This is a genomic window from Mucilaginibacter pineti (assembly GCF_900101875.1).
GTDB classification, from domain to species: Bacteria; Bacteroidota; Bacteroidia; order Sphingobacteriales; family Sphingobacteriaceae; genus Mucilaginibacter; species Mucilaginibacter pineti.
In genome coordinates this window covers 234,719-249,279 of record NZ_FNAI01000009.1, presented here as the reverse complement: position 1 = coordinate 249,279, position 14,561 = coordinate 234,719, and the positions used below count along the sequence as shown (strand labels likewise).

12 protein-coding genes and 1 tRNA gene are annotated in these 14,561 nt (G+C 40.6%); 5 read left to right on the top strand and 8 right to left on the bottom strand.

Annotated elements, in window-relative coordinates; all coding sequences use genetic code 11:
* Positions 1-67: 67 nt before the first annotated feature.
* Together BLS59_RS19450 and BLS59_RS19445 are read right to left on the bottom strand one after the other, a co-directional pair.
* Entirely contained in the window at positions 68-691 is a 624-nt protein-coding gene (locus tag BLS59_RS19450; protein ID WP_091151666.1) for an NADPH-dependent F420 reductase, read from the bottom strand.
* 16 nt (positions 692-707) lie between these two features.
* Positions 708-1,460, bottom strand: a complete 753-nt coding sequence (locus BLS59_RS19445; protein ID WP_091151664.1) for an SDR family NAD(P)-dependent oxidoreductase — start codon at positions 1,458-1,460, stop codon at positions 708-710.
* 150 nt (positions 1,461-1,610) lie between these two features.
* Between BLS59_RS19445 and BLS59_RS19440 the strand changes: the two genes are divergently transcribed.
* On the top strand, positions 1,611-1,922 hold the full coding sequence (locus BLS59_RS19440) for a winged helix-turn-helix transcriptional regulator (RefSeq protein ID WP_240315285.1): 312 nt from the start codon (positions 1,611-1,613) through the stop codon (positions 1,920-1,922).
* A gap of 733 nt (positions 1,923-2,655) precedes the next feature.
* Here the strand turns inward: BLS59_RS19440 and BLS59_RS19435 are convergent.
* The 4 genes from BLS59_RS19435 to metG all read right to left on the bottom strand — a co-directional run bounded on the left by BLS59_RS19435 (position 2,656) and on the right by metG (position 6,187).
* Positions 2,656-3,063 carry a VOC family protein gene (locus tag BLS59_RS19435; protein WP_091151660.1) on the bottom strand — a complete coding sequence of 136 codons (408 nt, stop codon included), beginning with the start codon at positions 3,061-3,063 and terminating at the stop codon, positions 2,656-2,658.
* 75 nt (positions 3,064-3,138) lie between these two features.
* The gene (locus BLS59_RS19430) at positions 3,139-3,717 is read right to left on the bottom strand and encodes a Crp/Fnr family transcriptional regulator (protein ID WP_091151658.1); all 579 of its coding nucleotides are present in this window, start codon (positions 3,715-3,717) and stop codon (positions 3,139-3,141) included.
* Positions 3,718-3,928: 211 nt separating this feature from the next.
* A tRNA-Arg gene (locus tag BLS59_RS19425) sits at positions 3,929-4,000 on the bottom strand.
* Between the two features lie 114 nt (positions 4,001-4,114).
* A complete protein-coding gene (gene metG / locus BLS59_RS19420; RefSeq protein WP_091151656.1) occupies positions 4,115-6,187 on the bottom strand; it encodes a methionine--tRNA ligase in 2,073 nt (690 codons plus the stop codon).
* Between the two features lie 108 nt (positions 6,188-6,295).
* Between metG and BLS59_RS19415 the strand changes: the two genes are divergently transcribed.
* Complete coding sequence (locus BLS59_RS19415) at positions 6,296-7,213, top strand: S66 peptidase family protein (RefSeq protein WP_091151654.1); 918 nt, start codon at positions 6,296-6,298, stop codon at positions 7,211-7,213.
* Positions 7,214-7,400: 187 nt separating this feature from the next.
* Here the strand turns inward: BLS59_RS19415 and BLS59_RS19410 are convergent, their stop codons facing one another.
* Both BLS59_RS19410 and BLS59_RS19405 read right to left on the bottom strand, forming a co-directional pair.
* Positions 7,401-8,897 (bottom strand): RagB/SusD family nutrient uptake outer membrane protein, encoded by a 1,497-nt coding sequence (locus tag BLS59_RS19410; RefSeq protein ID WP_091151652.1) that lies wholly within the window; start codon positions 8,895-8,897, stop codon positions 7,401-7,403.
* Between the two features lie 27 nt (positions 8,898-8,924).
* Positions 8,925-11,912: a SusC/RagA family TonB-linked outer membrane protein gene (locus BLS59_RS19405; RefSeq protein ID WP_091151650.1), complete on the bottom strand. Its 2,988-nt coding sequence runs from the start codon at positions 11,910-11,912 to the stop codon at positions 8,925-8,927.
* 184 nt (positions 11,913-12,096) lie between these two features.
* On the opposite strand from BLS59_RS19405, the gene BLS59_RS19400 reads away from it, so the two are divergent.
* From BLS59_RS19400 to BLS59_RS19390, 3 genes are read left to right on the top strand one after another with little or no spacing between them, the layout of a single operon-like run.
* Positions 12,097-12,429 (top strand): PadR family transcriptional regulator, encoded by a 333-nt coding sequence (locus BLS59_RS19400; RefSeq protein WP_091151648.1) that lies wholly within the window; start codon positions 12,097-12,099, stop codon positions 12,427-12,429.
* Between the two features lie 25 nt (positions 12,430-12,454).
* Positions 12,455-14,149, top strand: coding sequence for a PspC domain-containing protein (locus BLS59_RS19395; protein ID WP_091151646.1), 1,695 nt, complete (start codon positions 12,455-12,457; stop codon positions 14,147-14,149).
* 20 nt (positions 14,150-14,169) lie between these two features.
* Positions 14,170-14,370 (top strand): hypothetical protein, encoded by a 201-nt coding sequence (locus BLS59_RS19390; RefSeq protein WP_091151644.1) that lies wholly within the window; start codon positions 14,170-14,172, stop codon positions 14,368-14,370.
* The last annotated feature ends 191 nt before the right edge of the window (positions 14,371-14,561 follow it).

Sequence of the window (14,561 nt, the reverse complement as noted above, 5' to 3'; positions counted from 1 at the left end):
AAAATCCCTGCTTCCGGAAGAAACAGGGATTTGAAAGAAATTTATACTTGTTTACGATCACAATTCATCAGTCGAACTTGACCAGGTCCTGAAAGATGAGTTTGCCCCAGGTATTTCCGTGCGCCTGCACAAGCAGTCCGCCTTCCGAAAGGCTGCCAAGTTTGACTGGCGCGAAACCGAGATTTTCCGCAAGCGCACCAATCTCAGCTACTGCGCCTTCATCGTCGCTCGCCAGGAACACCACTCTCCTGCCACCATGTACGGCCGGATCCTGGTTAAGAATGGCAGCGCCCAAATGGTTGAAGCCCTTAACCAGTTTTCCACCAGTGAAAGCCTGCGCTACGAACTTTGCAGAAGGCAGTCCTCCCATTTTCTCAGGGGGCACGCCGTAGGCATTAGTCACATCTACGATGATCTTCCCCTGCCAGTTGGGTAGCGCCTTCGCGACATCCGTGTGCGATTCAAAACGCACAGCCAAAAAGATGACGTCTGCCTTGACGGCTTCGGCCAGTGTTGTGGGAATGATCCCGCGGCCAATCGCGGCGGCATCGGATGCAAAGCTTTCCGGGTCGCGTGTGGTTGCAACAGATACTTCGATGCCATTGCGGGCAAACGCCCTGGCCAAAGCCTGGCCGATCTTGCCAAAGCCGATAATTGCGTAGCTTGCTGCTTTATTTTCTGAATTAATCATTTTGAAATTATTTTAATTATTTAGCCAAATAGGTCATACCACCATCAACAAGAAGTTCAGCACCAAGCATAAATGAAGAATCATCAGAAGCCAGGAAAACCGCAGTTTTGCCAATGTCAGCTGGTTGCCCGATCCTGCCTATCGGCATTTCACCTGCAAAGTGTTTTTTTATCGCTTCAATTTGTTCTGCGGGAACGAACTGTTCAAATGCTGGTGTATCTGTTGTACCTGGTGTTATTACATTTGCCCTGATTTTTCTACCTAAAAGGTCGCTTGAAAATGCTTTCGCAAAAAAGATCACAGCCGCTTTTGCAGCACCATAAAGCGTAAAATTCGGATATGCACGATGTGCTGCATTTGACCCGATAAGAATAATAGAGCCACCATCATTCATATAGGGCAGTGCTTTATGAACAGTGAAGTAAACACTTTTCAGATTTAAATCAATTGTCTTGTCAAACTCGGCTTCGCTTAAACTTGCCACAGTTCCTACAGTTCCAGCGCCCGCATTGGCTACAACCACGTCTATTTTACCAAATTTTTCAGCTGTTACCGCAAACACGCTGCCCAGGTCGGCAAGGTTGGTTACATCGGCCTTTATGGCTATAAAATTATCGCCAAGCTGAGCCACAGCACTATCTAAAGTTTCCTGATTTCTGCCGACAATAACTCCTTTAGCACCTTCATTTTTAAATGCTTCAGCAATACCAAACCCGATACCGCTGTTGCCGCCTGTGATTACGGCTACTTTATTTTTTAGTTTACTCATTATTTCTTTTTCTTAAGATTGAGCAACAAAGGTATACCACTAAAGTTATTTTTAGTAACTTTGTACTGATAAATAACAGTAACATCGGTGTAACTAAGTAACATTATGAGGTGTGCAATAACAGAGTTCCAACAAGAACAAAAGAAAAGGATGAGATCCGTTCAGGATGCCATGGACGCGTTGAACGGAAAATGGAAAATCGCTATTATCTCGTCGATTTGTTGCTACGGCAAAAGAAGATTTTCTGATATTTTGAATGATGTTGAAGGAGTTTCCAACAGAATGCTGAGCAAAGAATTGAAGGAACTGGAACTCAACCAGCTGGTCACCCGGACCGTTTTAGCTACTCAACCCATAACTGTTGAATATGAATTGACGGAGCATGGCAATACGCTGCAAACCATCATCAGCGAACTTTCAGGTTGGGGAATTGTACACCGGAAGAAAATTACCGGGAAGTAATGTTTGTTTTTCTTGGGTGTCGTCTTGCCATCGTTGCCAAAAGCAGGCTAATGCAATACAAAGGGCTTTATTTAGATGAAATTTTAACAGAATATTGGTTTGAAAAAGGGTTATTGAAAAGCCTTCAGATTTCCATCCATCGCTTTAATACAGGCGTTTCATTTTAAGCGATTTTAGTCATGCCGCGGCTTAAGAAATGATCGGGGGAGGTTATTTAAAGGGTAGTTCGTTGCGCTCGTGTGAGCTTTCGACACTTAAATTGCTCGATTCGCTCCGGAGATTTCTCCTTTCGGTTTAAATCTAAATTAATAAGCAGCGGTTTAATTTGATCTATTATTATTCTTAATTAACTCAACAATTTCTTAAATGAGGATGATTTAAAGATAATTTTACCTGTTTTGATGATGGGTAAAGTGGTCATCAAAGCTCATTATCTTGGCATCAGTCAGATCCTATTCGTAAACGGCTAAATCATCTTTTAGCTTCAAATCTGCTGGTTTTACCCTCATTAACCGTCAATAAAATCTGCCCTATTACTTTACCCATTACGCAAAAAACGCCCTTTTCGTTCATGAAAAGAGCGTTATAAGTGGTCCCTATACTACAAAACTCGAACTCTTTTATGCGTGATTTGCACAATGCAGCGGGTTTGGATAATAATTAAAGATTAGACCGGCGATATGGCTAATTCCTTCTCAGTGTGTCATTTTAGATAAGGTTTAAGCTTAGGAAATTACTCAGTAGGAAATTTTGTTACATCCATATAAAGCACTTCCCAAAGATGCCCATCTAAGTCCTGAAAACTTCGTTGCTGCATAAAGCCATAGTCTTTGGGGGCGTTAGTTTCTTTACCGCCTGCCGAAAGCGCTTTCTCTGCCATTGTGTTTACTTCATCTTCGCCGTCTACTGATAAAGAGTTAATAACTGATGCCGTTGTGAAAGCATTGCCAATTTCTTTTTTTGTAAATTCCTTAAATTTAAGATGCGTTAAAAGCATCACATAAATTTCATCGGTCAGTACCATACAAGCTGCCGTTTCATCTGTAAATTGCGGATTATTTGTAAACCCGATCTCTGTGTAAAAGGTCGTTGCCTTTTGTAAATCTGCAACAGGCAGATTAATAAAAATTTTCTTTGCCATTTTTTTTATTAATTAATGAAACAAAGATGAGGGAATTATTTCCCCTAAACTTTTACATATGTTGAGAAAATGGAATTATTTATTGATGAGAAAAATTCTGCTCAACTGCGTTGGCGTAATGCCTAAGTAAGAAGCAATGTGATGCTTTTTTAGTCGCTTTAGAAGAGCAGGATATTTTTTAAGAAAGTCGTCATAGCGTTTGGCAGATGTTTCAATTCTTATTGAAATTTCCAAAGGCTCTTTTTCTATTATCCAATGCAAATCGTTGTAGGCGATATAAAATAATGCAAGGTCTGGATAAGTGGGAAATAGTTTTTTGAATTCAAAAAAATCATATTCCAACACGGTTGTGTCTTCAATGGCAGTGATATAAAATTCACTGGCTTTGTTAGCCAACATCGCACTTAATGAAGCTGCCATTCTTTGCTCCGGAAAGAAATATTTAATAACCGTATTTCCGTCGTCATTGATGTAGTTTTGAGAGAAAAGTCCTTTAATCACAAAACCAATTTTTTTGGGGTATTGTCCAATAGTTACAAAGTGGTCGTGTTTATTGTATTTTTTCAGACGTAAAAGATTGGTCCACGCCAATTCTGCTTGTTGAGAAATGTTGTGATAGGTCCTAATCTTTTGAAAAAATATGTCGGCATTCATTTGCAGTAATGTGTCGGTTCAAAATTTGTCGGGTGTCTCGCTACGATTGCTAAGTAATGTTTTTTCAAAAGTTAAAACAGAATAATATGTTTCATAGCTGTAGCTAAGGTAATTAATATCGCTTTGAATACGACAACAAAAAAGCCTCCAGATTTTCATCTAAAGGCTTTTCAATTTTATTCCCATGCTTGGCATACGGTGGGTCATTTTGTGGTCCCGACGAGAATCGAACTCATATCTAGAGTTTAGGAAACTCCTATTCTATCCGTTGAACTACGGGACCGGTTGGCGGACGGGCCTCGAAAAGGCAAATCCTTTATTAGTTTGCAAAGGTGCAAATTATAGATGAAAAATCACATGCCTTTCGGGCTATTTTTTAAATCTGTAATACGTGCCTTTATCTTACTACTGCTCCGTTATGAAAATCATCAACCGGGGCTACAAATGTAAGTTTACCCTCACTGTTTTCGGCCATCAATATCATCCCTTGCGATAGGATGCCTTTAATTTCGCGGGGCTCCAGGTTAACCAGGATACTTACCTTTTGGCCTATGATGGCCTCTGGTTCATAATATTCTGCAATGCCCGATACTATTGTACGCTCATCGATACCTGTATCAATGGTTAGCTTCAGCAGTTTTTTTGTTTTAGCAACTTTTTCGGCCGTTAGGATGGTACCCGTGCGGATATCCATCGTGGTAAAACTCTCGTAATTGATATTTTCCTTTGCCGGCTGTACTTCAACAGATTTTGGTGGCGACGCGGCGGCCTTTTTGGCCTGTAGTTTTTGCAATTGAAATTCTATCACCTCGTCCTCAATCTTCTCAAACAGTAAAGCTGCCGGATTTAACTGATGACCATTGTTAAAATACATCTCCTGATCATAGGTGATATCCTCATTAGGCAAATTCAGCATGCCTATTATTTTTTTTGCGGTTGCCGGTAAAAATGGCTGGGCAGCCGTTGCCAAATGCCCTATCAACACCAAGCAATTATGCAGGGTCTGTTTAGCATCCTCAGGATTGGTTTTAATGCTCTTCCAGGGCTCTTTTTCGGTAAGGTAACGGTTACCCAGGCGGGCTATGTCCATAACGGCCTGCAATGCCTGGCGATAGCGATATGCCTCCAGGTTTTTTTCTATATCATCGTAACAAACACCAATTTCAGTAATCAGATATTCGTCGTGCAGTTCAACTTTATCGGTAGCTGCCTCAATCTTACCTTCGTAAAATTTGTGCATCAGTATCATTACCCGGTTCACAAAATTACCCAATATGGCCACCAGTTCATTATTGATACGCGCCTGGTAATCTTTCCAGGTAAATTCGCTATCACTGGTTTCTGGCAAAATGGAAGTAAGCACATAGCGCAACTCATCCTGCTTACCCGGAAACTCTTCCAGATACTCATGCAGCCAAACCGCATGGTTACGTGAGGTAGATAGCTTTTCGCCCTCCAGATTCAAAAACTCATTGGCAGGTACATTCTGTGGCAAAATATATTCGCCGTGCGCGTGTAGTATAGATGGGAAAATAATACAGTGGAACACAATATTATCCTTACCAATAAAGTGCAGCAAACAGGCATCATCCTGCTCGTCGGCTTGCTTTTTCCAGTATAGTTTCCAGTCTTTGTTGTTATCTATAGCCCATTGCTTGGTGGCAGATATGTAACCTATAGGGGCATCCATCCAAACGTAAAGCTTTTTACCTTTTGCCTCTTCAAGTGGTACATCTATACCCCAATCAAGGTCGCGGGTCATAGAGCGGGGTTGCAAGCCAGATTTCAGCCACGATTTACATTGGCCAAATACGTTCACTTTCCAACTGCCTTCTTTAGTATCTATCCATTGCTCCAGCCAGGGCTGGTATTTATCAAGGGGCAGGTACCAGTGCTTGGTTGGCTTTAATATTGGTGTTTTGCCGCTTAGAGTGGATATTGGATTTATCAGGTCGGTAGGGCTTAATGATGTACCGCAACGCTCGCACTGATCGCCATAGGCGCTGTCATTGCCGCAGTTGGGGCAGGTACCGGTAATATATCTATCGGCCAAAAACTGATCGAAATCTTCATCGTAATATTGCTCGCTGAATTTCTCTATAAACTCATCCTTTTCATACAAATTCAGAAAAAACTCCTGCGAAAGATCATGATGAATAGGCGATGATGTGCGGTGATAAATATCAAACGCTATCCCAAACTCTTCAAAACTTTCCTTTATCTGGGTGTGGTATTTATCAATAATGGCCTGCGGAGTAGTGCCTTCCCTTTTTGCTTTAATGGTAATGGCAGCACCATGTTCATCAGAGCCGCAAACGTATAATACATCCTTTTTTTGAAGCCTTAAATGCCGCACAAAAATATCGGCCGGCAGGTATGCGCCCGCAAGGTGCCCTATATGCAATGGCCCGTTGGCGTATGGCAGGGCCGATGTAATGGTGAATCGTTTATATTTGTTAAGCTGTGACATTATAAGCGCGGTTATAAATAATCTGCAAAGATATTTATTTAAGTCGGAAAAGCCCGAAAGACAATAAGGTCTGAAATAAGGAAAAGAAAACTTTTACTATAATTGCTTATGGACAACCCAACTGATTCAATTTCTGCCAGACAGCCACCCTACCTTAAAAAAGGCGATAAAATAGCCATCACCTGCCCGGCTAAAAAGCTACCGGCGCCAATGACGGATGCCATAACGCTTTTACAATCATGGGGGCTTGAAGTTGTATTGGGCGAAACCGTGACTGCATCATACCACCAGTTTGCCGGCGACGACGACCTGCGCGCTCATGACCTGCAGCGTTTTATTGACGACGACAGTATAAAGGCCATTATAGCTGCCCGCGGCGGTTACGGCACCATCAGAATGATTGACAAGGTTAATTTTAGCCATTTTGCGCAACATCCCAAATGGCTTATAGGCTTTAGCGATATCACTGTACTGCATGCCCATCTGTTTGCCAATTACCAGGCACACACCATTCATGGGCAAATGCCGGTTAATATTCCGGATGCCTCGGTCCGGTCATTGGATACCCTGCGTAAAGCACTTTTCGGTGAGGAACTTGATTACCGGTTCACATCGCATAGCCTTAACCGCAGCGGCAATAGCAGCGGGGTGTTAATTGGCGGCAATTTATCATTACTGATAGCCATAGCCGGCTCGGTATCTGATATGGACTATAGCGGTAAAATATTGTTTATTGAAGATGTTGGCGAATATCTTTACGCCATTGACCGTATGCTGCGCAACCTTAAACGGGCCGGCAAGCTCAGTAAACTGGCAGGACTTATTGTGGGGGGCTTTACCGACATTAAAGACAATGACATTCCCTTTGGCCAAACCGTACCAGAAATTGTTATGGATGTAGTAAACGAATATGCTTACCCGGTATGTTTCGATTTCCCGGCAGGCCATATCCCCGATAATTGCAGTTTAATTTTGGGTAAAAAAGTAAATCTGATGGTGAACGGGCTCGAGGTAAAGGTGATATAGTCGCGCTTTTAGGCGGCCTTTAATGCATTCATGTATTATTTATCAGTTATCCCAGTATTTAAGGACATCATAATATTTGCAGTTCTTTATTTATTGGCACTATAAATACAGTATTATAATAAAAATGGGGAGACGTAATGCCTCCCCATTTTTAATTCAAGAATAATATTACAATCCTGAAAATTTATTACCAACCAGGGTTTTGCTGATCCTTTATATTAAGGTTAGCTGTGATATCATTAAGAGGAATGCCCCAAACAAACTTATTGTCATCAGCATTAATTTTTAATTTATCATAGTAATTACCTGCTGTTTGAATAGCATCTACGTTCTGCGGATCACGTCTTTGGAATCCAAGATGCCAACGTTTTAAATCATTTAAACGGAAACCTTCAAAAGCGAGTTCACGGAATCTTTCAACACGTATTGAATCTGTTAAAGCAGCTCCAGACGCAGATATCTGAACTAAACCGCGGGCACCCCGTAAAGCGTTTAACGCAGTGAGAGCACCAGAAGAATTGGAGTTGTTGTCAGCAGCCTCGGCAGCTATCAGATATTGTTCTGCAACACGGAATACTTTAGGCGCATTTTCGTAATTAGATACGTTAGAAGTAAACAATGCAGGATTACCAGGGTATTTGTTCACTAAAACCAAACTGTAATCTACACCCTGAATATTACAGGCTTTAAGATCAAAATAAGTCGCTTTACGGATATCCGTTTTTGCAAAAGTATCATACACCCATTGCGATGGTATAAAATCCGGATCGTATTTACTATTTCCAGAATTAAACCCTAAATAAATAGTATTTGCATTTGGTAACTGAGTGGTGCTAACGTAGCTCTGAAAAATAGATTCCTTAACACCATCATTGGTCCAGTAATCTTTAAATTGATCCACGTCAGTTATCAGTTGATAAGTGCTTGAATTAACCAGCGTATTTGCTGCGGTATAAGCTCCAGCCCAATCATGCATATTTAATCTCACCCTTGCCTCCAAGGCTGTAACTACGTCAACATTAAATGCTTGTGCACCTTGCGTACCTTTTACACTTGCTAATAATCCTTTAGCGGTATTTAAGTCAGATAATATCTGATCGTAAACCGCTTTAACCGTTGCCCTTTTTGGCTTTTCCTGTAAGTTATAAGCGATAACCAAAGGTACCCCCAAGTCAGTAGCAGCTGTTGATGGCTCATAAGGCTTTGCAAACCTTAGTATAAGGTTATGATAGTAAAAAGCCCTTGCAAAGTAGGCATCGCCTGTATATTTGTTTAATGAAGCGGTTTCAGTTGCATCTGCTGGTTTAATGGTTTTAAAACCCTCAATAGCTGTATTAATATTTGCAATTGCAGAATAATAAGAACCCCAAATATCACTTAATAGGCCGTCACTTGATAAGAAAAACTGTCCCCATCTGTGCTCGCTACCATTCCTGTTTCCATAATCCAAACTGGCATTCAGTTGATCACCTTGTACGTCGGTCCCAACCATAAACTCTCCGTATTGATTATTTCTGAAAATAGCATAAGTACCAACATCCCATGCGGCGGCATCCTTTACGGTTTTAAAAGCTTCACCTACAGTAATAGAATCATGAGGCTGTAATTTGTCAATTTTTTTACAAGATGTAATGGCAACAAAGCTCATTAATCCCGTGGTTATATATAAATTAATTTTTTTCATTTTGTCAATATTTTATAAAAGGTAATGTTAGAAAGTTACTTCAGCACCAAAAGTATACTGTTTGGTGTTAGGGTAATTACCTAACGCTAAGTTTGAATCAACCTCAGGATCTGGTCCTGTGTATTTTGTAACGGTAAATAAATTACGGCCTGTTAAAAACAGTTTAACACCTTTTAAAACTTTAGTACGCTCCAGTAATGCCTTAGGGAATGCATAACCAATTGTGAGTTCCTTCATTCTCATGAATGAAGCATTTTCAATTAAGTTAGAGTCAAACTGGGTAAACTGGTAATTTTCAATATCCGGGAATAAAGCGTTATCACCTGCTTTTTTCCAGTAGTTAGTTACACGTTTAGTTTGGTTAAAGCCTGGAAAAATGTTAGGGTTTTCATAAAAGTACTTATCGTTGTTGATAAGGTGCTTACCTAAAGCAAAGTTAAACAAGGTATGCACATAAAAACCTGCATAACCACCATCTAAACCAAAGCTACCAGTTAACCAAGGGTATTGGCTAATCCCGGTATTTTGCTGCAAATCGTCGGTGAATTCGCTTGTTACTGCATTAGGATCTTTTCGTGTTTTGGTTGGGTTTGTTGGATCTGGTAAATACCACTCTGGTGCACCTGTTTGGGAGTTTACACCCTTATATAAAGGATAAACCAATGAAACCGGTTTACCAACTATCCATGCAACACCAGTATTAGGCACAACATAATAATCTTTATCAAGGAATAAGCTTGTAACCTTGTTGTGGTTAATATTTGCAACTATAAAAGGGGTAATGTAACCATTATGAGTTTTATCTTTCCAGGCATCAAAATTTAGCTCTATATCAAAGCCATGATTTTGTAATGCTCCTACGTTAGATGTAACCAACGAAAAACCAGAAGTATATGGAAAAGGAACATCAACCAACATATCGGTTGTTGTACGAATGTAATAAGATGCTTCTAATCTAATTCTGTCAAAAAATGACGTGGTAATACCAAATGTAGTAAGCCTTTGTTTTTCCCATGTAAGATCTGGGTTACCTGCTGCAGAAATGTTGAAACCAGATGCATCGCCATTTGCAATAGTGCTTACAGTTGCAAGGCTTTGATAGTTACCAATTGATGAGTTACCTGTTGTACCTGTACTGGCTCTTACGGTAAGGTCATCTAACCATGATACATCTTTAAGGAAATTTTCTTGTTTAGCTTTCCAGCTACCACCTGCCGACCAAAATGTTGCGGAACGGTGGTTTATACCAAACCTTGAAGATTTATCTGTACGTACAGATCCTTCTACAAAATATCTCTCCTTATAGTCATAGTCAACCCTTCCAAATAAGGAGTTGTAAGCATAATCCTCATTACCTAAACCTTGTGGATTAGTAGAAGTTACATTCTTATTGTTTGGACCTGAACCAAGTAAGACTATACGATCATCAGATAAGCCGGCACTCGAAGCACCAAAAACGTTGGTTGAACCATCTGTATATTCCTGACCTGCTAAAGCAGTAAAATGGTGCTCTGTTTGAACACTAAATTTATATTCGGCTGTATTTGTGAAGGTTTTTGATACGCCTCTTGTAAAATACTCTGCTATGTTTCCGTTACCCACTGAACCAAGATAAGATGGTAATTGAGTAGGGGTTTCCCTGTAATCATACGCATCCATGCCACCTTGTGTTTTCAAGGTTAACCCTTTAATTGGGTTAAGTTGTAAATATGCGGTTGGATTAAATTGCGCGTTGTTATTGGCATCTGTAAATACGCTGGCCCTATAAGCTGGATGATAGCGTCCCCATCCCGGAATAAATTTATACTGCTGACCTGTAGGATCATTTGGCGAGTAATAAGGAGCAGCCAACTGAGCCAAACCAAGGTTAGTACTGTTTGATCCTGATGGATTAGTTTGCCTGTCATCATAAGCCAGACCTAAATTCAAACCAAATTGCATCCAATCAGTTACAACAGAATTGATATTTGAACGCAGAGTATATCTTTTATAAGCAGAACGGTAAGCAATACCTTCATTTTTAGTATAACCGCCAGAAACATAGTAAGAAGTTTTACCACCACCGCCAGATATAGATATGTTTTCCATATACTGTGGGGTATTATCTTTATAATAAACTTTATACCATTTAGTATCTGCATTTTTAACTTCAAGAGCATTTAGGGTATTATTAAGCTGCGTTTGAGTTAATTGCCCGCTGCTAACCTGAAAAGCCTTAAATTCAGCCGCGTTCATGAAATTTTCAAAGAAATCGGTGTTGGCTAATTTTGATACACCATACTGACTTGTTAAAGTAATTCTTGCCGCTCTATTAAGCGATCCTTTTTTCGTGGTAACGTAAATTACACCATTTGATGCACGTGAACCATAAATAGAAGTTGAGGCAGCGTCCTTTAACACGTTAAAGCTCTCAATATCATTAGGATTTAATGTCAACACAGTTGATGGATCAACAGGTATACCATCCAAAACAACCAGAGGGGTTGAACTAGCTCCTAAAGAGCTCAAACCGTTCAATGACAGTGATGGAGTTGACGAAGGCTCACCAGAAGATGATAAAATATTTAAACCAGCAACCTTACCTTGTAACGCATCGAAAGCGTTAGGACTCGGCCTGTTTTCAATATCTTTTCCGCTTACAGATGATACTGTACCAACTACGTCACTTGCTTTACGTCCGCTACCATAGCCAACAACAACAACTTCGTTTAGTTGGCTTGAGCTTGCAACCAACGAAGCGTCAACATCACCACTACCAATTGTAGCCTGATAATCAGCAAAGCCAATAAATGTGAAAGTCAATGTTTTAGCCGATGCCGGCACACTTAAGGAATACTTACCCGATGTATTGGTTTGAGTACCAATTGTAGTTCCTGTTACTTTTACCGTTACCCCAGGCAATGGCAAACCATCGCTTTTTGATATAACAGTCCCGGTAATTGTTCGATTTTGGGCGAAAACCTGCGTTACGCATAACAACAGAAAGCACAAACTTGCTAGTAGAAGTTTTTTCATTTGTTAAATAAATAAGATCAGTTAATAGTTAATTAATCATAAAAGTAATGTTACATTATTAAAAAGTCAAGTTATTTCTAAAAAAAGATAGTTTTTTTTTAAAAAAAATAACTTTTAAGGCTAATTATAATAATTCTAGTACTATGTATTGCATAATACAATCTAAAACATATATCTTTGTATTATGATCGTTGAAAACACACAAACCCAAATGAGGAAGGGCATACTGGAGTACTGCATTCTTTCCATCATAGCTAAGGGCGAAACATATGCATCAGACATAATTGCTGAACTTAAGAAAGCCCAACTGCTTGTAGTTGAGGGTACTCTATACCCGTTGTTAACCCGTTTAAAAAATAATGGCCTGCTCACTTACAACTGGGTCGAGTCGCTTTCGGGCCCTCCGAGAAAGTATTATGTACTCTCAGACGAGGGTAGAAAAGTGCTGGAACAGCTGGATAAAACCTGGCAGGAATTGGTATATGCCGTGCAAACTGCCATTGGCGACAGAAAATAAAAAAACCTAAAAATTTTAACACATCATGAACAAAACCATCATAATAAACATAAACGGCATCGTATTTCACATAGAAGAGGATGCTTACGACGTACTTAAACTTTACATGACCGACGTAAAACGTCATTTTTCTACCTCGGCCGATAGTTTGGAAATAACAACCGACATTGAAAACCGCATTGCCGAAATGTTTAACGAAATACTGGCCGACCAAAACAAGCAGGTTATTGTTGAGCAGGACGTGAAGCTGGTTGTTGAGCAAATGGGTACCGTGGAAGATTTTGAATTTGCCGAAAACGACACCAAAACCGCAGGCAACCCCAGCTTTACTTATAACACAGAACGCCGCAGGCTTTTCCGCGACCCGGATGATCATTTGGTGGCAGGTGTTTGCTCTGGCATTGCCGGATACTTTGATATCCAAACCGTTTGGGTAAGGCTTGCTTTCGCCATATCGCTGATGGGTGCAGGCGCCGGGTTTATACTATATATCATATTGTGGATAGTAGTTCCCAAAGCTGTTAGCCGTGCCGATCGTATGGCCATGAAGGGCGAAAAGCAGGATTTAAAAGGCTTTAAAAAGAATTTTGAAGATGAGTTGAGCTCGGTTAAAGAACACCTCTCCAACTTTCACAAAGAAACGCGCCCCTTTGTTTACCAGGCCCGCGATTTTATTGGCGACTTTTTTGAACACCTTGGTACATTTATAAGGGGAGCAGGTAGCTTATTGGGCAAACTTATTGCCGGTGCTATTTTACTGGGTTGTTTTGGCCTCGCCATAACTCTTATTGTTTTCCTGGTGGCATTTTTGGCCCTTGGAAAAACAGATATCTTTCATATTTTCCCTTTCAATATTGTTAACCACGATACCAACCTGGCATTTTTGTTTGGCGGTTTTTTACTACTGGCCATACCGCTGTTATCTGTTATACTGCTTGTTATTGGCTTTTTGTTTAAAAATGCTACGTTTAACCGTACAATTGGCACCACCTTATTATGCGTATGGCTGGCTGCAATGGGTGCGGTAACTTATTACGCGGTGAGGGCAACTGCCAACTTTAAAGAAGGCGCGCGCATCAGCAAAACCATCAACATTAAGGCAACACCAAATAACACCTATTACCTGGAACTAAACGACTCTAAATACCTGAGCAACGAAGACAGTACCCGCCTAAGGATCAAAGAACGTTTTAGCGGAATGATAATTTTAGATGATGATTACAATGGCGATGACTTTGGATCGCAGGATAGGGTAACCATTGATGTAGAGAAAAGCGATGTGCAGCAACCTGTACTTATCGAATCATTCTCGGCCCGTGGCCGTACCGATGAGGATGCTTTAATTAATGCCCGCAACATCAGCTATCGCTTTTTACAAAAAGATTCGGTGCTGAAGTTTGATCGTCACCTGGAGCGCCTTGCCGGCTCCTTATGGCATGGTCAGGAACTGCACATCACCATAAAAGTTCCATTAAACTCAACCCTCGTAATTGACGGCAAGCTTGATCGTAACATAAATTTTGGTCTTAATGAATGCGGTCAAAACAACAACCCGGTTAACCCCAAAGGTTCGGTATTTGTGATGACTGCCGATGGGTTGGAGTGCAAAATTCCGCCTGTACCGATGGCTACCCTTGACAGCCTTAGGCGCGACAGCATAAAACAGCAAAAACTGAAAGAAAAAGAAGCGGTTGATACCGCTAAAGTTGATGCTCAGTAAAAACCTCACGCATTACCTACATGAAAACCCTCATAAAATATATAAGCCTGCTGTTATTCAGCGGGCTTATTATTCCTGTTTGTTACCTGCTGCCCCTTAAAACCCACCCCTCATCGCGCAAGCCAACTCCTTTATTAACAGCGCAAACCATCCCCGCTCATGTGCCCGCTGCCGGTGTTATACTTATTAACGCGGTAGTTAAAAATATCTTCCGGCATTAAAAAAATTTACATTGCCTGTAACCTTCTGCCGCGTTTTTGCATCTTAATATAAAATCAACACAACTATAAATCGGAGCTTAAAGATAAAAGAGTTTTCAAATTATTAAAAAAGGGGCGTGCGCGTTCGTCGGTAATTTCCGGCCGTTTACCGGAAGTTTAGCTGTCTTCGCCTAAAAGCATTACGCTAAAAA